The following is a 23,961-nucleotide window of genomic DNA, read 5'->3' on the forward strand; positions in this document are numbered from 1 at the left end:
GTCATCAAATCAACAAAAATACTGGCATTCATCATACCTTAATGCGCACAATAGCGCCTGGACTTAATTGTAACTGATAATAGGACAGATGTTATGGCAACTGCGAGCGCTGATCGCCTAGTGTGGATTGATTTGGAGATGACTGGTCTTGATCCAGAAGTAGACCGAATTATTGAAATTGCCACCATAGTGACCGATCAACAGCTGACTATTATTGCCGAGGGCCCAACGCTAGCAATACATCAAAGCGCTGAGCAATTGGCGTTAATGGATGACTGGAATGTCCGTACTCACACTGGCTCTGGTTTGTTGACTCGGGTACAGCAAAGCAGCATTGACGAAGCGGAAGCCGAAGCGCAAACCCTAGCGTTTTTAGCGCAGTACGTCGAGCCTGGCAGCTCGCCCTTGTGTGGCAACAGTATTGGCCAAGATCGCCGCTTTCTGGTGCCTTACATGCCCAAGCTCGAGGCCTTCATGCATTATCGCAACCTCGATGTCAGTACCGTCAAGCAGCTTGCTAAATACTGGGCACCCGAAGTGGCAGCGGGGTTGAAAAAGCAGGGTGCGCATACTGCACTGGCGGATATTCGTGAATCGATTGAAGAGTTGCGCTATTATCGTGAGCACTTTTTCAGCATTCGCACCGAATAAACGAAAAAACCACTTGCAACGCGCTATGAATTCAGTAAAATTCCGCTCCGTTGCAGCACAGCGTGCCAGCAGCAAGTAAGACCCCGCGGGAATAGCTCAGTGGTAGAGCACAACCTTGCCAAGGTTGGGGTCGCGAGTTCGAATCTCGTTTCCCGCTCCAAATTCCGAAAAGCCGTTCTCAGCGAGAACGGCTTTTTTCGTTTTCCATGCGTTAAATCAATTTATCTAGACTCTTTTGATTCAAAAAACCTATCAGCTTGTTCGACAAAACTGACTTTTATCTGTCACAGATGCTGGCTATAGTCTATGGTGTCCTATATTACGTACTTAAGTACATTCGACCTACCAACGACAAAAGGAGTTAGCTATGGCCGATAACATGTCTAGTGGTAAATGCCCGGTAATGCACGGTGCTAATACCACAAGTAATCAGTCAGTCACCAATTGGTGGCCGAACAACCTGAACCTCGATATCCTTCATCAACACGATACCAAAACCAACCCGCTTGGTGCTGATTTCAACTACCAAGAAGAGTTGAAGAAGCTTGATGTCACGGCACTGAAAAACGATGTAAAAGCCTTGATGACTAACAGCCAAGAATGGTGGCCAGCCGATTGGGGTCACTACGGCGGTTTATTCATTCGTATGTCATGGCACGCTGCCGGTACCTACCGTATCGCTGACGGCCGTGGCGGTGCAAACACCGGTAACCTGCGTTTTGCGCCATTAAACTCATGGCCAGATAACACCAACCTCGACAAAGCACGTCGTTTGTTGTGGCCAATCAAGCAAAAGTACGGCAACTCAATTAGCTGGGCTGATTTATTAGTATTAGCCGGTACTATGGCTTACGAATCAATGGGTTTGAAAACCTATGGTTTCGCTTTTGGTCGTGAAGACATTTGGCATCCAGAGAAAGACATCTACTGGGGCCCAGAAGCAGAGTTCTTAGCGACCTCAGAAAAGAGCTCGCGTTATTCTGGCGAACGCAACCTTGAGAACCCACTGGCAGCCGTTATGATGGGCTTGATTTACGTAAACCCAGAAGGTGTTGACGGCAAATCAGATCCGCAAAAAACCGCCTATGACGTGCGTGAAACCTTCAAGCGCATGGCCATGAACGATGAAGAAACTGTTGCTTTGACTGCCGGTGGTCACACTGTCGGTAAAGCGCACGGTAACGGTAACGCAGCGAACTTAGGCCCAGAGCCAGAAGCCGCAGACGTTGATGAGCAAGGCCTTGGCTGGATGAACCACAAATCACGTGGCATTGGCCGTGACACCGTAACCAGCGGTATTGAAGGCGCTTGGACCACGCACCCAACTAAGTGGGACAACGGCTACTTTGACTTGCTGTTGGGCTACGACTGGGAATTGGTTAAGAGCCCAGCCGGCGCCACCCAGTGGGCTCCTATCAATATCAAAGAAGAGCATATGCCAGTTGACGTAGAAGACCCGTCAATCAAGGTCATGCCAATGATGACCGACGCCGACATGGCGATGAAGGTTGACCCAATCTACCGTGAAATTTCTGAGCGTTTCCATAAAGATCCGGCTTACTTCTCAGAAGTGTTCGCTCGTGCTTGGTTCAAGCTGACTCACCGTGACCTCGGCCCGAAAGCTTGCTACAAAGGCCCAGATGTTCCGGCTGAAGATTTGATTTGGCAAGACCCGGTGCCAGCTGGTAACAGCAACTACGACGTAGCTGCAGTGAAAGCCAAGATTGCTGCCAGTGGTTTGTCGATCAGCGATTTAGTCACCACCGCATGGGACAGCGCCCGTACTTACCGTGGTTCTGACCGTCGTGGTGGCGCCAACGGTGCGCGTATTCGTTTAGCCCCGCAGAAAGATTGGCACGGTAACGAGCCAGAGCGTTTGGCGAAAGTATTAGGCGTATTAGAAGGCATTGCGGCATCGTCAGGTGTCAGCGTAGCCGACGTGATTGTATTGGCCGGTAACTACGGGGTTGAGCAAGCTGCGAAAGCCGCGGGCGTGGCCGTCGAAGTGCCATTTGCTCCAGGTCGTGGCGATGCAACCGATGCACAAACTGACGTTGAAGCATTTGAAGTGCTTGAGCCAGTGCACGATGGCTACCGCAACTACTTACAGCGTGAGTACAAAATCCCAGCTGAGCAAATGCTGTTAGACCGTACCCAATTGATGGGCTTAACCGCTCATGAAATGACGGCTCTTATCGGCGGTATGCGAGTATTAGGCACTAACTTTGGTGGCACCAAGCACGGCGTATTTACCGACCGTGTTGGCGTGTTAAGCACGGACTTCTTCACTACTTTGATGGATATGTCCTATGTGGTGAAACCAGCCGGTAACAACCTGTATGAGCTGCGTGACCGTAAAACCGGTGCAGTGAAATACACCGCTACCCGCGTTGACTTAGTGTTCGGCTCTAACTCAATCCTGCGTGCTTACACTGAAGTGTATGCGCAAGGTGATTCGAAAGAGAAGTTCGTCAAAGACTTCGTGAAAGCGTGGACCAAAGTGATGAACGCGGATCGTTTCGATCTGAAATAATCACTGCTGGCAAAAGCCACTTAAAAAAATCAAAGGGCGCTCAGTGAGCGCCCTTTCTTTATGGCCGCCGCAGGCTATTTACGGCTGCTATCGACTAAAATTGCGATAGCACCATCACCGGTCACGTTACAGGCCGTACCAAAGCTGTCTTGGGCCATATACAAGGCAATCATCAAGGCAATCGCAGTTTCGCCGAAGCCCAGCATCGAACCCAGCAGACCGACCGCCGACATCACCGCACCACCCGGCACACCCGGTGCTGCCAACATCACCACACCGAGGGTCAAAATAAACGGCAGCATGGTCAGAAACGATGGAATCTCTAAGGCATTGTGCAACACCATGACCGCCACAGCACAGCTGACAATCGTGATGGTTGAGCCGGCTAAGTGAATGGTTGCGCACAATGGCACCGTGAAGTTGGCAACGTCTTCGTTGACCTTGTTGTCTTTCACCGCTTTCAGAGTGACTGGAATAGTTGCCGCGCTGGACATAGTGCCTAGTGCGGTAAAGTAGGCTGGCAACATGTTGCGCAGCAACGCAAAGGGTAATTGCCCACTCTTCATACCGGCCAAGAAGAACATGCTGGTGAGGTAGATCCAGTGTAAGACCACCGCCAACGCTAACACGATGCCGAAGGTTTTTAAGGTGTTAAATACGGTACCGGCCACCGCCATTTCAGCAAATACCCCAGCAATATAAACCGGCAGCAGTGGAATAATCACTTTACTGAGCAAGCGCTCAATAACATCGCGGCCTTGGTCAGAAATTTGCTGTAATTGGGTGGCGCCGGTAGCGGCGATACCCAAACCAAAAATAAAGGCTAATACCAGTGCTGACATGACACTAATCACCGGTGGTACGTTCATGGTGATAAATGGTTCAAGCACTGTAGCGCTGGCGCTGCTCATGGTTTGCCCAGCGGTGGTCAACCACGGCACCACAATACTGGCGGCAAAGAATGCCACGATACCGGCAACAATCGTTGATAAGTAGGCAATGCCTACCGTCTTACTGAGCAAGGAGCCGGAGTTCTTGGGTAAATTGGCGATACCGCTGGTGATAAAGAACAGAATGAGTAACGGCACGGTAAAGAACAGCAACTGGCCGAATAAGCCTTTAAAAGTAAGTAGCAGTTGGCTAACCCAAGTTGGTAAATATAAGCCAATAAGAATACCGGCAATAATACCGGCAATGAGTTTGGCAATTAATTTCATAGCGTGGTTCTCGTTGTTGTTATGGTTTAGCCGATTATAGGCACATTAAAGCCAGAATACAGGTCTGATTGGTTGTCACTGATCGCGAATTAGCACGAACAGACCACGATAATGAAGCGGTTGATATTCTAACTTGCCGGTTTGCGGGTTCAAGGTAATCACCATGAATTCATTGCCGTGAGCAATATGCTCACTCGACAGCAACTGATAGTCACTCGTTAATAACCGTTCACGGGGATAGCGTTTGAGCTCGTTGGCCGTTGCTAAACGCCAGTTCAACTGATCCGCAACGGCTTGTTCAAGGGCGAATTGCTGTGCGCTGCGCTGATCCATTAATACTGGATCGCCGCTACATTGTGTTGCCACTAGCTGCTGACCATAGGGGCAGTCAAGCCATTGTGGGGCGGGGTCACCGAGGTGATCAAATTGGCTCACTACCAGCATGATTACAGCAACAATCACCTTAGCGCTCCTTGAGCATGGCCCAGAAAATCCATAGCCAGCCAATGATAAAGCAGGCGCCCCCCACTGGGGTTACTGGCCCTAGCCAGTTCCAGCCGGTTAACGCCATGACATAGAGGCTGCCAGAAAATAGGATAATCCCCGCTAACAATAACCAGCCACCTGTGCGCAATCCTCCGGACCGTGGAAAAGGGATTTGCAATCCGGCGACCAGCAATAGCCCAAGGGCATGATAAATTTGGTATTGCACGGCGATTTGATACACCGTCAGTTGCTCAGCGGTTAATATCGCCTTCAAACTGTGTGCCCCAAATGCGCCCAGAATTACCCCAAGTGCCATATTGATTGCACCGAGCATTGCGAATAATTTCATCGTTGTGCCATTTATGGTTAAGTAGTAGCTGGTGCAGTTAGCATAGCTGAGCAGGCACTGCCACGTCCAACATCAGGAGCAATTATGCAAGTCAGTAACGCCGTGCAGGCGCTAGAAATTTTAACCGATAATGACGTGATTTGGTGTCAATCCATGGCGGCTACGCCTTATAAGCTGCTGGAGGGCCTCGCTGAAGTGGCGTTGCAGCGGCGCAATTTAACCTTGTTGCAGCTGCATACCGAACACAGTGAGGTGCTATGTGACCCAGCATTACAAGGGCATCTGCGGCAGCGGGCATTTTTTGTGGGCGCCTCAACCCGCGCAGCGGTGCAACAGGGCTTGGCCGATTACGTACCGATATTTTTGTCAGAAATTCCCAAGCTTTTTCGTTCCGGTGAGCAACCGCTAGATGCGGTGTTGATCCAGGTATCCCCGCCCGATGCGCACGGTAATTGTAGTTTGGGTATTTCGGTGGAGGCGACCCGCGCAGCATTACAAGTAGCGCGTAAAGTGATTGCCTGGGTGAACCCAATGATGCCGCGCACTCATGGCGATTCGTTTGTGCCGCTGGCGCGCTTTGATCGCTATTTCGAATTGGCAGCGCCATTACCGCTGCACGGCTTGCCCGAACTTGATCCGGTCAGCCAACAAATTGGTGAACGGGTAGCCGCGCTGATTGATGATGGTGATTGCTTACAGATGGGTATTGGTGCAATTCCCAACGCGACACTGGCCTGTTTGGGGAATCACCGAGACTTGGGTATTCATACCGAGATGTTTTCCGACGGTATTTTGCCTTTAGTAGCAAGTGGGGTGATCAACAATAGCCGCAAGCGCAAGCATCGTGGCCGCATCGTCACTACCTTCGCGATGGGTAGCCAAGCCTTGTATGACTTTGTTGATGACAACACCACGGTAGCGTTTTTGGATGTTGAGTACACCAACGATACCGCAGTGATCCGGCAGAATAAGCAGGTGATGTCGATCAACAGTGCCCTGCAAGTGGACCTCAGCGGTCAGGTCTGCGCTGACTCGCTAGGCACCAAGATTTATTCGGGCGTGGGCGGGCAAATGGACTTTGTCCGTGGTGCGAGTTTGTCGGAAGGCGGGCGCTCAGTGATCGCTTTGCCGGCAACGGCTTGTGGCGGCACGGTGTCGCGCATCAGCTCGATGCTAGCGCCCGGCTCTGGGGTAGTGACCACCCGCGCTCATGTACATTACATTGTCACCGAATATGGTGTGGCCAATTTAAAGGCGCGTAGTTTAAACGAACGCGCTAGCGCGCTCATCGCCATTGCGGCGCCGCAGTTTCGCGAGCAACTGGCTCGCGAGGCCTATGAACAATGGGGTTTAAAGATGGCTACCTAACAGGGGGTAGCCACCCACCAAAAGGGTACCTACACTGCTCCTAGGTATCCCCTCCATTCCTTGATATAGATCATCGCGTGGTTCACTCCTAAACTTACAATCAGTTGCAGTAAATCGTGTTTACTGATGATGTCCACAGGAGGACCAACCATGTTGCCGAAGAGTTTTCCGCATAAATTATCCTTGCTCGCTGCTTCAGTCGGGCTATTTTTCTTAACTGCCAATAGCTCAACAGCGCTGGCTTCAGACGATGGTAAAAAGGCTTATGAGGCCAATTGCCAAGCCTGTCACCAACCGACTGGCAAGGGTTTACCAGGTGCATTCCCTCCGTTAGCGGGTAACCCCAATATTAGTGCCGACAAGCTGCATGTAGTGCGTACCGTGTTGCAAGGTATGACTGGACCACTTGAGGTCAATGGCAGCAAATTCAATGCGGTGATGCCGTCGATGCAGCATTTGAGCGATGATGATATTGCTGAGTTAAGCACCTATGTGCTGAACAGCTGGGGCAACAACGGCGGTAAAATCAGCAGTGATGAGGTTGAAGCCGTTCGGGTAGAACTTGGTTTAAAAGACCGTGCTGGTGGCAAGCCACACTCTGATGCCACGGTTGCCGAAGTGAAATATAAAGGTGCGCCGACCGCTATGACCGGTGGTAAGCAAGTAGTGAGCCCAGGCGCTCCAGCGATGACTGAAGATGAATTCAAAATTGCCCAGGAAATCTATTTCCAACGTTGCGCGGGTTGCCATGGGGTGCTGCGTAAAGGTGCCACTGGTTTGCCATTAACTGCCGATATCACCCAGAAGAAGGGCACTGATTATCTGAAAGCTCTGATCAACTTTGGTTCGCCGCGTGGCATGCCAAATTGGGGTACTTCAGGCGAACTAAATGACCAGCAAATCGATATTCTAGCGCGCTTCTTACAACATGAGCCGCCGACTCCTCCAGAGTGGGGCATGAGAGACATGCGTGATAGCTGGACTGTGCATGTAAAGCCAGAAGATCGGCCCACTGCACCGCAGCATAACTACAACGTCGACAATATGTTTGCGGTGACCCTGCGTGATGCTGGTGAAGTAGCGATCATTGATGGTGACAGTAAGAAAGTCCTGAACTACGTCAAAACCGGTTATGCCGTGCATATTTCACGTGCCTCCAGCTCAGGCCGTTATTTCACAACCATTGGTCGTGACGGCAAAATTGACCTCATTGACTTGTTTATGGACCCACCGCAAGTGGTCGCCGAAATCAAAATTGGCCTAGAAGCACGTTCGGTTGAGAACTCACGCTACAAAGGTTACGAAGACAAAATCGCCATTGCTGGTGCCTATTGGCCACCGCATTACGTGCTGATGGATGGGCAGACGCTGGAACCACACAAAATCGTCTCAACCCGCGGTATGACTGTAGATACCCAAGAGTATCACCCAGAACCACGGGTAGCTGCGATTGTTGGTTCACATAAGCACCCCGAGTTTATCGTCAACGTGAAAGAAACTGGGCAAATCAAGCTGGTTGATTACTCTGACATTGATAACTTACAAGTGACCACCATTGATGCCGCGCCATTCTTGCACGATGGCGGCTGGGATCGCTCAGGACGCTACTTTATGACTGCAGCCAATGAGAACGATACCATAGCCGTAGTGGACGCCTTAGATCGCGAATTAGAAGCTCTGATTCCAGTTAAGCGGATTCCGCACCCAGGCCGTGGCGCTAACTTTATTGACCCAGAGTTTGGCCCAGTATGGGCAACCAGTGCCCTAGGTAATGCCGACATCACCTTAATTGGAACGGATCCGGATAATTTCAAAGATCAGGCCTTTAAAGTGGTACGGGTGTTAGAAGGTCAGGGTGGTGGCTCGTTATTTATCAAGACTCATCCGAAATCAACCAACTTATGGGTGGATACGCCGCTGAATCCTGATAGCAGTGTGTCGCAATCGGTTGCGGTATTCGACATCAACAACTTAGATGCTGGCTATGTCACGCTGCCAATCGCCGAGTGGGCTGACTTGGGTCCAGGCCCGAAACGTATCGTGCAGCCAGAATACAACATGGCCGGTGACGAAGTCTGGTTCTCAGTGTGGAGCGGCATGAAAGAAGAGTCAGCCATTGTTATCGTCGATGACAAAACACGTACCCTCAAGCACGTGATTAAAGGCCCGAAAATGGTGACTCCAACCGGTAAGTTTAACAACTACAACACACGGAATGAGGTGTACTAAGCATGAAAAAAAAGGCTCTGGTGGTTGCTCTAACCGGCGTATTTGTAGGAGTTCAGTGGTTACCAATGCCCGCCTTTGCACAGCAAGTGCAAACCGAGCAACAACAGAGCCAAGAAGCTGTAGAAGTGATTACCGTGGTTGCCCACCGGCAGCCGCGGCAATTATCCGAAGTAGCGGGGACGGTCACGGTAATCAGTGACGAGCAGATGCAGCGTAATATGGTCTTCAATGCCAGCGACTTAGTGCGCTATCAGGCAGGAGTAGAAATCGATGACAGTAGTAGCAGGTTTGGTGATAGCGGGTTTCGTATTCGTGGTATTGGAGGCAATCGCACCACGGTCGTAATTGACCAAGTGCCGGTTGCCGACCGCTTCGCGGTGGGCGCTTTTGCTGATACCGGCCGCGGTTTGTTAGAACTTGGATTGGCCGGGCGGGTTGAAATTCTGCGCGGTCCAGCGTCCACCTTATATGGCAGTAAAGCTTTAGGCGGGGTGGTTGCAGTGCAGCTTCTGACCGCCGATGATGTGCTGTACGACAATGATTCCGGTAGCCGTATTCAGCTCGGCTACAACAGTGACAGAAATCGCGTCAAAGGACTCGTGGCGCAGGCCTATCGTGATGGCGATACCAGTTTGTTGATAGCAGGCGCCGCGCAATATGGGCAGCAACTCAATGTGGCGGACCGCGAAGGTGTTGCCGACGATCCGCAACATCTGCGCCAACAAGCCATGTTGCTGCGCGCTGGGTTAGACACTCAAGGCGGACGCTGGCAATTTACCCTCGATGCTATGAATGAATCGCGCGATACCGATATTCGCTCCAGCATTGGCAGCGGTCGCCAAGCCAGTACAACCGAATTGCTGGCCGACGACGCGCGGCAACAATGGCGGTTATTGATCGATCAGCAGCTGTATGCCACTGACTATTTTGATCGGGCGGTATGGCGGCTGTTTCATCAGCGCAGTCAGGTACAGCAGAACACCGATGAAACGCGTGGGATTTTGCCGCAGCCACTGTTTATTGAACGTGACTTTGAGTTTACCCAAATTGATACTGGCATCGGTTTTGACTTGGAATTGGGAACCGAACTGGCCGACATGCGTCATCGTTTTGGTTATGGGTTGGAGCTGATCAGTTCCGCTATGACCGATATGCGCGATGCCCAGCAACTCAATCTGACCACTGGCGTGCTCACCAAGGTGTTGTTAGGCGAACAGTTTCCACTGCGTGATTTTCCGCGCAGCCGGGTAACCGAGTTGGGCGTGTATGTGCATGACGAAATTACCCTGTGGCGCGATGGCCCGGTGCTTAGCCCAGGCTTACGTTACGAAAATTACCGCTTACGAGCGCGCGTTGACAGCCTGTTTACCGAGCGCTACCCCAATACCGAAGTGACTGACTTAAGCCATGATGCTTGGCTGCCCAAATTGGGGCTGTTGTGGCCAGTCACTGATGATCTGGAATGGTTTGCCCAGTATGCGCGTGGCTATCGGGCACCACCATTTGCTGATGTGAACGTGGGTCTGTACTATCCGCAGTTTGGCGTGTTGGCGATTCCTAACCCAGATTTAAAAGCCGAGCGCGGTTACACTTTTGAAACCGGCATACGCTGGCGCAGTGGTGATAGCGCAGTAAGCGTTACTGCTTATCACAACAAGTATCGCGATTTTATTCAGAGCCGCGCACCGTTGGGTTTTGACCCAGACCGGCAGGCCAATATCTTCCAATCGATTAACCGTGACCGGGTTACCATTGAAGGCATCGAAGCACAGTGGCAGCAGCAGTGGACACGCCAATGGGCTACTGATGTATCGGTTGAATATGCGCGCGGCACCGACAACAGCACTGGTTTAGCACTGGCTGAAGTCGCGCCACCACGACTGGTCTCTGAGTTACGCTACGAGGCTGCCAATGGCGATTGGGAATCACGGTTGCTAGTGACTGCAGCTCGCGGTCAACGCAATCTACAAAGTAGCCGCGGGGTAGCCTTATTTTCGGCACCGGGATATCTGACTGTGGATTGGTTGAATCGCTGGTTTATCAATGCCGATATGACCCTAAGTGCTGGTATCTTTAACCTCACTGATCGGCAGTATTGGCGTAACTCGCGGGTTAGCGGCTATAACGCAACTGAAGTCACTATTCCAATTTTGGCTGAATCAGGGCGCTCAGTTGGGCTGGCATTTAACCAGCGCTTTTAAAAAAGATCGCAAAAGTAGTTGACAGAAAACTGTTTCGCCTCTATATCGTCACTGTCGCATAGAGGCGCACACTTTTTCCTGTAGTTGTTGGTCTGGAGGATAGGCACACAATGGCAAACGCTAACCGTGATCAGATTATCAAGAAGCCGTTTAACGACTTCAAAAACTACCCATACGGCTTCGCCCGTTCGGGTGATTTCTCAATTCGTGAAAGTGATTTAATTAGCAAGTACGGTAGTTTGATTTCAGCTTTAGTGGCCGGTGACCTAGAGCCGCAAAACGCCGAAGAGCAATCGCTGTTAGCGGTCGCTCGTGGCGAAAAAGCCGCCGAAAACCCAGCCGAAAAGGCCTGGTCAAAATACCATGCTCGCATCAACCGCCCGAAAGTTGGCAGCATGTACGGCAAAAGCCGTTACACCGACGACGCCTTCGAAATTAGCGGTGGCGGCGGCGACGACGAAGATATCGTGGTCGAAGACTAAGGACCAAAAAGGCCGCTATTTAGCGGCCTTTTCTCTTTCTACCGCCCGATACCCAATGTCGGTGCGGTAGTAGGCATCGGCCCAGTTGATCTGGGCGACGCCCTGGTAGGCGAGCTGCTGGGCGGCGCTAACGCTGTCGCCAATGGCCGTAACACAGAGTACCCGTCCGCCGGCGGTGACTAGCTCGCCGGCAGCGTTATGTGTAGTGCCAGCGTGGAACACTTTGCAGCCTGTGGCTTCAGCGGCGTCGATACCGCTAATCACATCACCGCCACGATAATCATCCGGATAGCCACCCGCGGCCATTACCACACCTACGGTAGCGCGCGGGTCAAAGTCGATCTGGTGCTGGTGCAATTCAGCCTTACAAGCGGCCAAACACAGTGCCACCAAGTCAGACTGCAAGCGCAGCATGATTGGCTGGGTTTCTGGGTCACCAAAGCGGCAGTTGTATTCTAATACTTTGGCGGTGCCATCGGGGGCAATCATCAAGCCGGCATACAAAAAGCCGGTGTAAGGGTGGCCTTCTGCTGCCATACCTGCAACGGTTGGGGCAATCACATGGTCCATCACCCAGTCATGCACCGCAGGTGTCACCACCGGTGCTGGTGAGTAAGCACCCATACCACCGGTATTGGGGCCTTTATCACCATTATCGCGGGCTTTGTGGTCTTGGCTGGAGGCGAACGGTAAGGCGGTTTTGCCATCCACCATCACGATAAAACTGGCTTCTTCACCAACTAAAAACTCTTCAATAACCACCCGGCTACCAGCATCGCCAAAGCGATTGCCCGCCAGCATGTCGTCAATAGCGGCTTCGGCTTCGCTGAGCGTTTGCGCAATGATCACGCCTTTACCGGCGGCTAAACCATCGGCTTTAATGACGATAGGCGTACCTTGCTCGCGCACGTAAGCCTTGGCCGTTGTGATATCGGTAAAGGTGCCGTAAGCCGCTGTGGGAATGCCATGGCGGGCCAAAAAGTCTTTACTAAAGGCTTTCGAGCCTTCTAGCTGCGCAGCTGCTTGGGTTGGCCCAAAAATGGTTAACCCAGCCGCACGAAACCGATCGACCACAGCTTTCACCAACGGCGCTTCTGGGCCGACAATAGTCAGCCCGATCTGCTGTTGTTGAGCGAAAGCTAATAGCCCATCGATATCCGTTGCGGCAATAGCAACATTGTGCAATTTGGCCTCGTTGGCGGTACCCGCATTACCGGGGGCAACATAGACTTGGGTCACTAGCGGCGATTGCGCTGCTTTCCAAGCCAAAGCATGTTCGCGGCCACCGCCGCCGATTACCAAAACATTCATGCAATTACTCGTTGGTTGTAGGTTTAACAAATTTCAAGGTAAAGCGGTCACTTTCGCCAATGGCGAGATACTTCTCACGCTCCTCATCACCTAAGCGCAAGCTAGGTGGTAAGGTCCACACGCCACGGGGGTGGTCGGCGGTATCGTTGGGGTTGGCGTTGATGTCGCTGTAATCGGCTAGCACAAAGCCTGCGGCTTCAGCATAGCGAATCACTAAACTCTCTTTGACATAACCTGATGTTGCCATGTCTTCATCAGGGCGGTCTTCGGGTAAGCGGTGATCAACCACACCCAGCACACCACCCGGCTTCAGCGCGGTGTAAAAGGTGGCAAAGGCGCCGGCTAAGGCTTCGTCACTGCCACCCATGTACCAGTTATGCACGTTGCGGAAGGTCAGTACCACATCGGCGCTGCCCGCCGGGGCAATAGCGCTTTGCTCAAGTGGCGCGAATTCAGTCAGTTGCACCTTGCTAAAGGCGTCATCCGACGCGATACGGTCAGCAAAACGCTGGCGTGAATTGATGTAACCTTGGCGAGTTTCCGAGGTCGGGAAGTGCGCCGCATAGAAGGTGCCATTGTCTTTCAGGTATGGCGCCAAAATTTCACTGTACCAGCCACCACCTGGCCAAATCTCAACCACCGTCATGTTTGGTTGTACGCCAAAAAATTCCAGGGTTTCGGCTGGGTGGCGATAACCGTCTCGGGTCTTGTTGGCCGCACTGCGGGCAGGGTTATCTAGCATGCTTGCTACAGTAACTGCAGGTGCTTGCTGCATGGTATCGGTTGTTTGCGTTTCTGCGGTGGTTTCGGCGGCTGGTTGGCAGCCCAGTAGCATCAAGCTACTGAAGATACTTGCGGTATATAAGGTAGTGCGTTTCATAACGATCTCCTTCAGGTTGGCTGTCGTTATCCTAGACCTCAGAGCGCCAAGGGGCAACATTTTGCGCCCCTTTTTATGCCGTTCTCGCGATTAATGACGGAAATGCCGCATGCCAGTAAATACCATCGCGATACCATGCTCATTGGCGGCGGCGATAATTTCTTCATCACGAATAGAGCCACCCGGCTGAATGATGGCTTTAATACCAGCCGCTGCTGCCGCATCAATGCCATCGCGGAAGGGGAAGAAGGCATCCGACGCCATCACCGAGCCGGCCACCTCTAGTTGTTCGTCCGCGGCTTTGATGCCGGCAATTTTGGCACTATAAACGCGGCTCATTTGCCCAGCACCTACGCCAATGGTCATGCCATCGCGGGCATAGACAATGGCGTTAGATTTAACGAATTTAGCCACTTGCCAGCAGAACAATAAGTCATCCAATTGCTGTTCCGTGGGTTGGGCGGTGGTCACCACTTTCAAGTCGCTGCGGCCAATTCGGCCTAAATCCGCATCCTGCACTAACAGGCCACCGTTGACGCGCTTGTAATCATAGCTGGCTGGGCGTTGTTCGCCCCAATAACCGCATTCCAGCACCCGTACATTGGTTTTGCCCGCTAAGGCTTCACGCGCTTCGGCACTCACTGCTGGGGCGATAATCACTTCGACAAACTGGCGAGCGACGATAGCAGCTGCGGTAGTACCATCTAATTCACGGTTAAAGGCAATAATGCCGCCAAAAGCTGAGGTTGGGTCGGTTTTGAAGGCACGGTCATAAGCACCCATCAGGTCATCGGCAATGGCTACGCCGCAGGGGTTGGCATGTTTGACAATCACACAAGCCGGCTGGCTAAAGTTCTTCACACACTCAAGCGCAGCATCGGTGTCGGCGATATTGTTGAACGATAGTTCTTTGCCCTGCAACTGCACGGCGGTAGCCACCGAGGCTTCGGCCGGTGCGTTTTCAACGTAAAACGCGGCGCTCTGATGGCTGTTTTCGCCATAGCGCAGATCTTGCTTCTTCTGTAGCTGGGTATTGAAAGTACGCGGAAACTTGCTGGTTGCTTGCGGTAACCGAGCCCCAAAATAGTTAGCGATCATACCGTCATATTGTGCGGTATGCTCAAAGGCTTTAATGGCGAGGTCAAAACGACTGTCAAAGCTCAGGCTATTCTGGTTGGCATCCATTTCCGCCAACACCGCTGGGTAATCACTGGCGTTCACTACAATAGTCACGTCGGCGTGGTTCTTCGCTGCTGAGCGCACCATAGTCGGGCCGCCAATATCAATATTCTCGACCGCATCGGCATGGCTGCAGTTTGGATCTGCTACGGTTTGTGCGAACGGATAGAGGTTCACTACCACTAAATCTATCGGTGCAATACCTTGCTCGGCCATCACCTGCTGGTCTTGGTCGCGACGGGCCAAAATGCCACCGTGAATTTTTGGGTGCAGGGTTTTCACCCGGCCATCCATGATTTCCACTTGCCCGGTATGCTCGGCTACATCGGTGACCTGAACGCCGTGTTGGCGCAGCAGGCTAGCGGTGCCGCCGGTCGACAATAAATGCACGCCGCGTTGTTGGAGTGCTTTGGCAAAGTCGACGATGCCGGTTTTATCAGACACACTAAGCAGTGCACGTTGAATAGGACGATGTTGCATTATATTCACCATGGTTGAGCCGCTTTGGGCAAGGGATTAAGTGGTTTTAAAAGCCATTCATTAGTGTAGCGGTTAAATAAAAAAGAGCACACCAGTGCTCTTTTTTAGGGGGCATTAATTCATGCCGTAACGTTTCAGCTTCTTACGCAGCGTGCCGCGGTTGATACCTAACATGGTAGCAGCACGGGTTTGGTTGCCACGGGTGTAAGTCATCACTTCTTCCAACAGTGGGGCTTCTAATTCAGCCAGTACCAAATCGTACAATTGCTCAGGATCTTGGCCATCCAGTTGCTTCAGAAATGAATTCAGCGCTTGTTTCACTGAGTCGCGCAGCGGCTTAGGCTGGGCGTTGTTGCCGATAGTGGCAAATTTAGGTCCCTGATCACGATTGGTATTTGAATCAAACATAGGTGCGCTCTATCTCTTAAGTTACTGTTGCAAAAAAATCCGCTAGCGCCTGCAGCTGCTCATCAGCATCTTCAAGCGTGACAAAATAGCGGCGAAATTCATCGGCTGGAAGGTGCTGTTGCAGATACCAACCAACATGTTTTCTAGCGATCCGTGCTCCAGCAAGGTTGCCGTAATGCTGATGGATATCAGCAATGTGTCGCAGTACGACCTGGCTCACCTCGGCTAAATTCGGCGCCGCAAGTTGCTCACCGGTGGCAAAGTAATGCGCCACTTGGCGAAACAACCAAGGGTTCCCTTGCGCGCCACGACCAATCATGATCGCATCGGCTTGGGTATAATCGAGTACGCTTTTGGCGCGCTCGGGGCTGGTGATATCACCATTGGCAATCACCGGAATAGACACCGCAGCTTTCACTGCTTTAATGGTGTCAAACTCGGCTTCACCCTTAAACAAGCAAGCGCGGGTGCGGCCATGCACTGCCAGTGCTTGAATACCAACCTGCTCGGCAAGTTGGGCTATCTGCACTGCATTGCGGTTGTCCGGGTCCCAACCTGTGCGTATTTTCAACGTCACCGGTATTGAAACTGCTGCCACCACCGTTTTGAGAATTGCTTCCACTAAGTCGGGATATTGCAGTAACGCGGAACCTGCCAGCTTTTTATTCACCTTTTTTGCTGGACAACCCATATTGATGTCGATGATCTGCGCGCCTAACGCTTGGTTATAGCGTGCCGCTTCGGCCATCACCTCGGGTTCTGATCCAGCAATTTGAACTGATTGTATGCCAACGTCTGCGGCTAACCCCATGCGCGCCAAGGATTTCTTGGTTCCCCACATGTCTGGATTGCTTGAGCACATCTCAGACACAGTCAAACCCGCCCCATATTCTCGGCATAGCCGACGAAAGGGTGGATCAGTCACACCGGCCATGGGCGCTAGTATGACGGGGTTGTCCAGGCGATAAGGGCCAATCCGCATCGGTTAAAAACTGTTCAACTCAAGGGTCGGAAATTTTAGGGAATATGACAGAAAAAAGAAAGGCTGGAATTTGTACAATTCCAGCCTTTTTTGCAATTTTTGCTCTTGACAAATAACGCCCGAGCTATTGTTTCCGCTGGGCGTGGAGCATGGCCCACTGTTCTTGCACGCGCGGAGCGCTGAAGCTGAATTGCTCAGCATAAGCGGCACTAACGCTGTCAATTTGCCGATCTAAAATACCCGACATCACTAAATCACCGCCGGCTGCTACATAACCGCTGATGACTGCAGCGAGTTCTTGCAGTGGCCCAGCCAAGATATTGGCCAGCACTAAATCAGCCTGTAATTGTGGCTGTTGGCTGGGTAAATAGAGCTCCAAACGGTCAGCCACGCCATTGCGCTCGGCGTTGTCTTTGCTAGCAATCAGTGCTTGTTGGTCAATATCGATACCAATGGCTCGCTCCGCCCCGAGTAACAGTGCAGCAATGGCCAAAATGCCGGAACCGCAGCCAAAGTCCACCACCGTTTTGCCTTTTAAATCGGCGCCGTCCAGCCACTGCAAACATTGAAAGGTAGTGGGGTGGGTGCCAGTACCAAAAGCCAGGCCTGGGTCAAGCAAGAGGTTGACTGCATTGGCATCAGGAACCGGACACCAACTCGGGCAAATCCATAACCGCTGGCCGCATTGAATGGGGTGAAAGTTATCCATCCAGGCGCGTTCCCAGTCTTTGTCTTCTAGCTGATCGGTTTTGTATTGCAAACCATCGCTGAACCAACCGCTTTGGCTGAGTGCTTGCACAATTGGCTGCATATCGGTATCGGCGCTAAACAATCCGGTGACCAAGCTTTGTTGCCAATACACCGATTGACCAATTGGTGGTTCAAAAATTGGGTTATCTTCAGCGTCGCGGTAGGTCACTGCTTCGGCGCCTAAATCGGTAAGTAGATCGCCCACTTGCGGGGCGATCGGTTCAGCAGCAGATACGGTCAGTTGCAACCAAGCCACTTAGTGGCCACCCATACCGAGTTTCTTCTCCAAATAGTGAATATTAGTCCCACCATGTTGGAAGTTCTCGTCGGCCATGATGTCTTTCTGCAACGGCACGTTGGTTTTAATACCTTCAATAATCAGTTCGCTGAGGGCGTTGCGCATGCGAGCAATAGCCACATCACGGTTTTCACCGTAGGTAATCAGCTTGCCAATCATGGAGTCATAGTTCGGCGGTACTTTGTAGTCGGCATACACGTGTGAATCCCAACGCACGCCCAAGCCACCTGGCGAATGAAAACGAGTAATCAAACCCGGTGATGGTATAAAAGTTTTCGGGTCCTCGGCGTTGATCCGGCACTCAATGGCGTGGCCACGAATAACGATATCTTCTTGCTTCACCGATAACTGCCGACCGGCGGCAATGCGCAGTTGCTCTTTGATAAGGTCGATACCCGTCACCATTTCGGTCACCGGGTGCTCCACCTGAATACGGGTGTTCATTTCAATAAAGTAGAACTCACCGTTTTCATAGAGAAATTCAAAGGTACCAGCGCCTCGGTAGCCAATTTCAATACAGGCTTTAGAACAACGCTCGCCAATAAACTTACGCATTTCAGCGGTGATACCCGGCGCTGGCGCTTCTTCCACCACTTTTTGGTGACGGCGCTGCATGGAACAATCACGCTCACCTAAATACACCGCGTTGCCTTGGCCATCGGCCAATACCTGAATTTCAATGTGACGCGGGTTTTCTAAGAATTTTTCCATGTATACCATGGCGTTGCCAAAGGCAGCACCGGCTTCAGCCTTGGTGGTGGAAATGGCTTTGGCCAGTTCGTCTTCTTTACGTACCACGCGCATACCACGACCACCGCCGCCACCAGCGGCTTTAATGATGACTGGGTAGCCAATGCGTTTGGCTACTTTGCGGTTGGTTTCATCGTCTTCACCTAACGGGCCACCCGAGCCAGGAACACAAGGTACACCTGCCTTTTTCATCGCTTCAATGGCAGACACTTTGTCGCCCATTAAGCGGATCACGTCAGCGGTTGGACCAACAAAGATAAAGCCTGAATTTTCAACTTGCTCGGCAAAATCAGCGTTTTCAGCTAAAAAGCCATAGCCTGGGTGAATCGCGCCGGCATCGGTGATTTCTGCGGCACTAATAATACGTGGAATATTTAAATAGCTGTCGCTGGCTGCAGCACTACCGATACAGATAGACTCATCGGCCAACAACACGTGCTTGAGATTGCGGTCAACGGTGGAATGCACCGCGACCGTTTTGATACCGAGTTCTTTACAGGCGCGCAAAATACGCAGCGCAATTTCGCCTCGGTTTGCAATGACTACCTTATCTAACATGATAATGTCCTAGTCGGTTGACTTACTCGATGACGAAAAGTGGCTGGTCAAATTCAACCGGCTCGCCGTTCTCAACTAAAATTTGTTTCACCACACCGCCCTTGTCGGCTTCGATTTGGTTCATCATTTTCATGGCTTCAACGATACACAGAGTATCGCCGGCTTTGACTTGCGCACCGACGCTAACGAAATCTGCTGAGCCCGGAGCTGGTGCGGCATAGAAAGTACCGACCATGGGTGAACGCACGATATGCCCGGTAATAGCTGGTGCCTCGGCGGCTGCTGGTGCGGCGGCCGGCGCTGGGGCAGCTGCTGGAGCTGGTGCTTGCTGGTGATACATTGGCGCGCTTTGATAATGCACCGGAGCGCTGCTACCACGGTGGATACGTACTGATTCTTCACCTTCGGTGATTTCTAATTCGGCGATGCCCGATTCTTCCACGAGTTCGATCAGTTTTTTAATTTTACGAATATCCATGATCAGTGAGGACCTTTGGTTAAAGTGATGAGGATCGCGCGGCAACCAGGCGTTTGTGAGCCGCTTGCAGGGCAAATTCATAGCCCTGAGCACCACAACCGCAAATTACCGCCACGGCAATATCGGCTAAATAGGAATGCTGGCGAAACGGCTCGCGCGCATGAATGTTTGACAGATGTACTTCAATAAACGGAAGCGCTACACCGGCCAGCGCATCACGTAAAGCGATGCTGGTGTGGGTAAAAGCGCCCGGATTAATGATAATAAAGTCGGCGTTGTTGCGAGCCGCATGAACCCAATCAATCAACTCATGTTCGGCGTTAGATTGCCGACAATCGAGCTGATAACCGAGTTCGTGCGCCTGGTGTTGCAGCGTTGTGGTGATATCAGTCAGGGTTTGATGACCATAAATATGCGGCTCCCGGCTACCTAATAAGTTTAGGTTGGGGCCGTTGAGAAGTAATATGTTGCCGTTAACTTGGCTATTAACTGCTTTATTTTCGGTCATTATGCTGCTATCTGCTGCGAAACTAGTTAGTGGTGTATTAGAGCCTGAAATTTGCCTCAGGTTCAACCGCAAGTCTTGCATTATAGATAAAAATTGCCGTAGCGCAGCAAAATACTGGTCTTATCACCGCAGTTCGCAGCAAATTGTTTGATTGTTGCTATTTTTGTTGTTGCGCGCGTTTACCGCGAATAATCACGATCGGTACCAATAAGAGTGGTAGCAGCGCGATACTCCACCATGGCAGTGCCAACTCGCTGCCGCTCGGCGGTGTGGTGGGCGATGGCTGCATGATGACGGCACCGGTGTCTTGCAGCGCTTGTAAGTACACGACTTTTTCGGTGGGTGGATAACATAAGCCGGCATCGGCACAGCCTTGATAGCTAATCACAAAGGGTTGATCGGCGCTCGCCGCGGCCAGTTCATAAGTAATACTGACCTGATCGCGGTAAATCACCACATCGCCGAAGAATTCATCATGATAATTCGTGCCTTCCGGTAGTGTCGGTTCACTCAGCAGAGCCACCGTTGGGTCGGCGACAAAACGATGTTGATAGAGGTAATAACCGTCGGCGATATCCCAGCTCAGGGTGAGCTGATTACCACGCTGTTGGAAATCGAATTGGTAGGCTTGATCCACTGGTAGGAATTGCGGCTGTAGCAGCGCGTCGCCGCTGGGAAAGCTTTGTAAAGTCATTGAGTTACCTTGGTCAGCCAGCTCAGGTAGCTGTCGCTGCCCTCACTGATAGGAACGGCAATTATTTCTGGCACATCGTACGGATGGGCCTTTTGTATGGCTGCAAATAGCGCGGCAATTTGTGCCTCGGTGGTTTTCATGGTCAGTAGCACTTCTTCTTCGCTATGAATATGGTCTTCCCACCAATACATCGAGGTTGATTGGCCGCCAATATTGACGCAACCCACCAATCGGGCACGGAGCAATTTATCCGCCAAAGCTTTGGCGATGGCTTGATTGGGACAACTACAAAGCACAATTCGAAACGATGTTGACATGCTGTGACACTCGCAGTTAGCAAAAGCGTTGCCACATCTTGCAACAGCCATAGCAAAAATTGAAATTTTTTTTCGTGCTGCCCCTTGAGTTCGTTAAATAGCCCCCCATTTACTGGGCAACATTCATTTAACTGCTGTTTGGGGCGTCCCAACGGCATTTATCAATCCACAACTTAGGCTTAGGAGTTAGCTAAGATGAAACTTCGTCCATTACATGATCGCGTGATCATCAAACGTCAAGAAGCTGAAAGCAAATCTGCTGGTGGCATCGTGCTGACTGGTTCAGCTGCTGAAAAGTCTACCCGTGGTGAAGTGATTGCGGTCGGCAACGGTCGTATCCTCGACAACGGTGAGATCAAAGCACTGGACGTAAAAGTCGGTGACATCGTGTTGTTCAACGAAAGCTACGGCGTGAAAACTCAAAAGATCGACGGTGAAGAATACCTGATCATGAGTGAGTCAGACATTCTGGCCATCGTTACCGCTTAAGCGTTCAGCCATTCACGAATTCGAAGAGGAAGATAGATTATGTCAGCGAAAGAAGTCATTTTTGGTAACAGCGCCCGTCAACGCATGCTCAAAGGCGTGAACGTATTAGCCGATGCGGTAAAAGTTACCTTAGGCCCAAAAGGCCGCAACGTGGTTTTAGATAAATCATTTGGCTCACCAGTAATCACCAAAGACGGTGTTTCTGTGGCAAAAGAGATCGAACTGGAAGACAAGTTCGAGAACATGGGCGCACAAATGGTGAAAGAAGTTGCTTCTAAAGCCAACGACGAAGCTGGCGACGGTACCACCACCGCGACCGTGCTGGCTCAAGCCATTATCAGCGAAGGTTTAAAAGCCGTTGCTGCCGGCATGAACCCAATGGACCTAAAACGCGGCATCGACAAAGCCGTGATTGCTGCCGTTGCTGAATTGAAAGAGTTGTCACGCCCTTGTGACAACACCAAAGCTATTGCCCAAGTAGGTACTATTTCTGCCAACTCTGACACCACGATTGGCGAAATCATTGCCAGCGCTATGGAGCGTGTGGGTAAAGAAGGCGTGATCACCGTTGAAGAAGGTACAGGCCTGAACGACGAGTTAGAAGTAGTTGAAGGGATGCAGTTTGACCGTGGCTACTTGTCACCGTACTTCATCACCAATCAAGAAAACGGCACCGTGGAACTTGATCACCCGTTCATCTTGTTGGTTGACAAGAAAATTGCCAACATCCGTGAATTATTGCCAGTGCTCGAAGGCGTTGCCAAATCAGGCAAGCCATTGTTGTTAATTGCTGAAGATGTTGAAGGCGAAGCCTTAGCGACGTTAGTAGTGAACAACATGCGCGGTATCGTTAAAGCGGCTGCAGTGAAAGCACCTGGTTTCGGTGACCGTCGTAAAGCCATGTTGCAAGACATCGCGGTATTGAGCGGCGCCACCGTGATTTCAGAAGAAATCGGTATGGAGCTGGACAAAGCAACGCTTGAGCATTTAGGTACCGCTAAGCGCGTAGTTATCAACAAAGACAACACCACTATTGTTGACGGCAACGGCGACGACGCAGCGATAAAAGGCCGCGTAGCACAAATTCGTCAGCAAATTGAAGAAACCAGTTCAGAATACGACCGTGAGAAACTGCAAGAGCGCTTGGCTAAATTAGCTGGCGGTGTAGCAGTGATCAAAGTAGGCGCAGCCACTGAAGTGGAAATGAAAGAGAAGAAAATGCGCGTTGAAGATGCCCTGCACGCTACCCGTGCGGCGGTTGAAGAAGGCGTCGTGCCTGGTGGTGGCGTAGCCTTAGTGCGTGCAGCCAGCAAGTTGAGCGCCTTACGTGGCGACAACGAAGACCAGAACGTCGGTATCAAACTAGCTTTGCGGGCGATGGAAGCGCCATTGCGTCAAATCGCTAGCAACGCTGGTGCCGAAGGTTCAGTAGTTGCCAACAACGTCAAAAACGGCGAAGGCAACTACGGCTACAACGCCGGCAACGACACCTACGGCGACATGCTCGACATGGGTATCTTGGATCCAACCAAAGTCACCCGTTCAGCGCTGCAATTCGCGTCATCTGTGGCCGGTCTGATGATCACTACTGAAGCTATGGTTGCTGAGTTACCGAAGAAAGATGCCCCAGCAGCTCCAGACATGGGCGGCATGGGTGGCATGGGCGGCATGATGTAATGCAGCCCAGCGAGCTGAGTTAAACGCTTAGCGAGCACGAAAAGATGAGGCCCACCGGCCTCATCTTTTTTTTGTCTGTCACAAACTACATGTGCACTGCATCTGTAGTTATGACATACAGCAATTGCACACACTAAAGGAGGTGCCTCATGCGTGTATTGAATCAATTATTGGCCAGTTCACTGGTTGCTGCGGCGTTATTCGGCGTGGTATCGACAGCTCAAGCGGCGACTTTGGAAGTGACCTGGCAAGATGTCGAGAATTATCGAGATATTCGTGCCACTAATGAGAACCAAGCGCGCTTTCAAGAAAAAGTGACCAGTGGCTTGGCCGAGCACTTGACCGAACTGGCAGCACAGTTACCGGCCGATCATGTGCTGCGTATCACTGTCACTGACTTGGACTTAGCCGGTCGGGTAGAGCCGATGTTTAGCGATACCTTTCAAACCACGCGGGTACTGAATCGCATTGATTATCCGATGATTGAGTTCAGTTATGAGTATCTGGATGGGTCCGGCGCAGTGCTGAAATCTGCTGAGGAACGCATTAAAGATATGGGGCAGTTAGAAAGTCGTCGTACTCTAATGGCCTCAGGCCGCGACCAACTGTTTCATGAAAAGCGCCTGCTTGATCAATGGTTTGAGGATACTTTCCCAGGCTAACTTGCACATAGCGTTGCAGGTACA

The 23,961-nt window shown here is 51.5% G+C and carries 23 protein-coding genes and 1 tRNA gene; 10 read left to right on the plus strand and 14 right to left on the minus strand.

Annotation, left to right across the window (positions count from 1 at the left end):
- Window positions 1-93: 93 nt before the first annotated feature.
- From orn to katG, 3 genes are all read left to right on the plus strand, one after another.
- Window positions 94-651 carry an oligoribonuclease gene (orn, locus tag EFO84_RS01875; protein ID WP_127346366.1) on the plus strand — a complete coding sequence of 186 codons (558 nt, stop codon included), beginning with the start codon at window positions 94-96 and terminating at the stop codon, window positions 649-651.
- An 85-nt stretch (window positions 652-736) separates the two neighbouring features.
- Window positions 737-811, plus strand: a tRNA-Gly gene (locus EFO84_RS01880).
- 219 nt (window positions 812-1,030) lie between these two features.
- Window positions 1,031-3,184 carry a catalase/peroxidase HPI gene (gene katG, locus EFO84_RS01885; protein ID WP_431355312.1) on the plus strand — a complete coding sequence of 718 codons (2,154 nt, stop codon included), beginning with the start codon at window positions 1,031-1,033 and terminating at the stop codon, window positions 3,182-3,184.
- A 74-nt stretch (window positions 3,185-3,258) separates the two neighbouring features.
- Here katG and EFO84_RS01890 read toward each other — a convergent pair whose 3' ends face one another.
- The 3 genes from EFO84_RS01890 to EFO84_RS01900 all read right to left on the minus strand — a co-directional run bounded on the left by EFO84_RS01890 (window position 3,259) and on the right by EFO84_RS01900 (window position 5,236).
- On the minus strand, window positions 3,259-4,401 hold the full coding sequence (locus tag EFO84_RS01890) for a dicarboxylate/amino acid:cation symporter (RefSeq protein WP_127346368.1): 1,143 nt from the start codon (window positions 4,399-4,401) through the stop codon (window positions 3,259-3,261).
- A gap of 75 nt (window positions 4,402-4,476) precedes the next feature.
- Entirely contained in the window at window positions 4,477-4,863 is a 387-nt protein-coding gene (locus tag EFO84_RS01895) for a hypothetical protein (protein ID WP_127346369.1), read from the minus strand.
- Window position 4,864: 1 nt separating this feature from the next.
- Window positions 4,865-5,236: a DUF423 domain-containing protein gene (locus EFO84_RS01900; protein WP_127346370.1), complete on the minus strand. Its 372-nt coding sequence runs from the start codon at window positions 5,234-5,236 to the stop codon at window positions 4,865-4,867.
- 84 nt (window positions 5,237-5,320) lie between these two features.
- Here EFO84_RS01900 and EFO84_RS01905 point away from each other — a divergent pair, with 84 nt between their 5' ends.
- From EFO84_RS01905 to EFO84_RS01920, 4 genes are all read left to right on the plus strand, one after another.
- On the plus strand, window positions 5,321-6,604 hold the full coding sequence (locus tag EFO84_RS01905; RefSeq protein ID WP_127346371.1) for an acetyl-CoA hydrolase/transferase family protein: 1,284 nt from the start codon (window positions 5,321-5,323) through the stop codon (window positions 6,602-6,604).
- Window positions 6,605-6,754: 150 nt separating this feature from the next.
- Window positions 6,755-8,833 (plus strand): cytochrome D1 domain-containing protein, encoded by a 2,079-nt coding sequence (locus EFO84_RS01910; RefSeq protein ID WP_127346372.1) that lies wholly within the window; start codon window positions 6,755-6,757, stop codon window positions 8,831-8,833.
- 2 nt (window positions 8,834-8,835) lie between these two features.
- Complete coding sequence (locus tag EFO84_RS01915) at window positions 8,836-11,034, plus strand: TonB-dependent receptor domain-containing protein (protein WP_127346373.1); 2,199 nt, start codon at window positions 8,836-8,838, stop codon at window positions 11,032-11,034.
- Between the two features lie 110 nt (window positions 11,035-11,144).
- Window positions 11,145-11,516, plus strand: a complete 372-nt coding sequence (locus EFO84_RS01920) for a MaoP family protein (RefSeq protein WP_127346374.1) — start codon at window positions 11,145-11,147, stop codon at window positions 11,514-11,516.
- A gap of 15 nt (window positions 11,517-11,531) precedes the next feature.
- On the opposite strand, the gene purD is transcribed toward EFO84_RS01920, so the two are convergent.
- The 11 genes from purD to cutA all read right to left on the minus strand — a co-directional run bounded on the left by purD (window position 11,532) and on the right by cutA (window position 21,109).
- Window positions 11,532-12,827, minus strand: coding sequence for a phosphoribosylamine--glycine ligase (gene purD / locus EFO84_RS01925; RefSeq protein ID WP_127346375.1), 1,296 nt, complete (start codon window positions 12,825-12,827; stop codon window positions 11,532-11,534).
- Window positions 12,828-12,831: 4 nt separating this feature from the next.
- A complete protein-coding gene (locus EFO84_RS01930; protein WP_127346376.1) occupies window positions 12,832-13,707 on the minus strand; it encodes a class I SAM-dependent methyltransferase in 876 nt (291 codons plus the stop codon).
- Between the two features lie 90 nt (window positions 13,708-13,797).
- The gene (purH, locus tag EFO84_RS01935; RefSeq protein ID WP_127346403.1) at window positions 13,798-15,369 is read right to left on the minus strand and encodes a bifunctional phosphoribosylaminoimidazolecarboxamide formyltransferase/IMP cyclohydrolase; all 1,572 of its coding nucleotides are present in this window, start codon (window positions 15,367-15,369) and stop codon (window positions 13,798-13,800) included.
- A gap of 111 nt (window positions 15,370-15,480) precedes the next feature.
- A complete protein-coding gene (fis, locus tag EFO84_RS01940; RefSeq protein WP_127346377.1) occupies window positions 15,481-15,774 on the minus strand; it encodes a DNA-binding transcriptional regulator Fis in 294 nt (97 codons plus the stop codon).
- Window positions 15,775-15,790: 16 nt separating this feature from the next.
- Window positions 15,791-16,756 carry a tRNA dihydrouridine synthase DusB gene (dusB, locus tag EFO84_RS01945; RefSeq protein ID WP_127346378.1) on the minus strand — a complete coding sequence of 322 codons (966 nt, stop codon included), beginning with the start codon at window positions 16,754-16,756 and terminating at the stop codon, window positions 15,791-15,793.
- Between the two features lie 124 nt (window positions 16,757-16,880).
- The gene (prmA, locus tag EFO84_RS01950) at window positions 16,881-17,762 is read right to left on the minus strand and encodes a 50S ribosomal protein L11 methyltransferase (protein ID WP_127346379.1); all 882 of its coding nucleotides are present in this window, start codon (window positions 17,760-17,762) and stop codon (window positions 16,881-16,883) included.
- Window positions 17,763-19,112 carry an acetyl-CoA carboxylase biotin carboxylase subunit gene (gene accC / locus EFO84_RS01955; protein WP_127346380.1) on the minus strand — a complete coding sequence of 450 codons (1,350 nt, stop codon included), beginning with the start codon at window positions 19,110-19,112 and terminating at the stop codon, window positions 17,763-17,765.
- A gap of 22 nt (window positions 19,113-19,134) precedes the next feature.
- Window positions 19,135-19,590 carry an acetyl-CoA carboxylase biotin carboxyl carrier protein gene (accB, locus tag EFO84_RS01960; RefSeq protein ID WP_127346381.1) on the minus strand — a complete coding sequence of 152 codons (456 nt, stop codon included), beginning with the start codon at window positions 19,588-19,590 and terminating at the stop codon, window positions 19,135-19,137.
- A gap of 19 nt (window positions 19,591-19,609) precedes the next feature.
- Window positions 19,610-20,098, minus strand: a complete 489-nt coding sequence (aroQ, locus tag EFO84_RS01965) for a type II 3-dehydroquinate dehydratase (protein ID WP_127346382.1) — start codon at window positions 20,096-20,098, stop codon at window positions 19,610-19,612.
- A gap of 157 nt (window positions 20,099-20,255) precedes the next feature.
- Entirely contained in the window at window positions 20,256-20,792 is a 537-nt protein-coding gene (locus tag EFO84_RS01970; RefSeq protein WP_127346383.1) for a protein-disulfide reductase DsbD domain-containing protein, read from the minus strand.
- Complete coding sequence (cutA, locus tag EFO84_RS01975; protein ID WP_164742354.1) at window positions 20,789-21,109, minus strand: divalent-cation tolerance protein CutA; 321 nt, start codon at window positions 21,107-21,109, stop codon at window positions 20,789-20,791. The genes EFO84_RS01970 and cutA overlap by 4 nt, the downstream gene beginning before the upstream one ends.
- Before the next feature lie 195 nt (window positions 21,110-21,304).
- On the opposite strand from cutA, the gene EFO84_RS01980 reads away from it, so the two are divergent.
- From EFO84_RS01980 to EFO84_RS01990, 3 genes are all read left to right on the plus strand, one after another.
- The gene (locus tag EFO84_RS01980; RefSeq protein ID WP_127346385.1) at window positions 21,305-21,598 is read left to right on the plus strand and encodes a co-chaperone GroES; all 294 of its coding nucleotides are present in this window, start codon (window positions 21,305-21,307) and stop codon (window positions 21,596-21,598) included.
- 39 nt (window positions 21,599-21,637) lie between these two features.
- Complete coding sequence (groL, locus tag EFO84_RS01985) at window positions 21,638-23,275, plus strand: chaperonin GroEL (RefSeq protein ID WP_127346386.1); 1,638 nt, start codon at window positions 21,638-21,640, stop codon at window positions 23,273-23,275.
- Window positions 23,276-23,424: 149 nt separating this feature from the next.
- On the plus strand, window positions 23,425-23,937 hold the full coding sequence (locus tag EFO84_RS01990; protein ID WP_127346387.1) for a DUF3016 domain-containing protein: 513 nt from the start codon (window positions 23,425-23,427) through the stop codon (window positions 23,935-23,937).
- The last annotated feature ends 24 nt before the right edge of the window (window positions 23,938-23,961 follow it).

The organism is Pseudidiomarina mangrovi, assembly GCF_003999375.1.
Taxonomy (GTDB): domain Bacteria; phylum Pseudomonadota; class Gammaproteobacteria; order Enterobacterales; family Alteromonadaceae; genus Pseudidiomarina; species Pseudidiomarina mangrovi.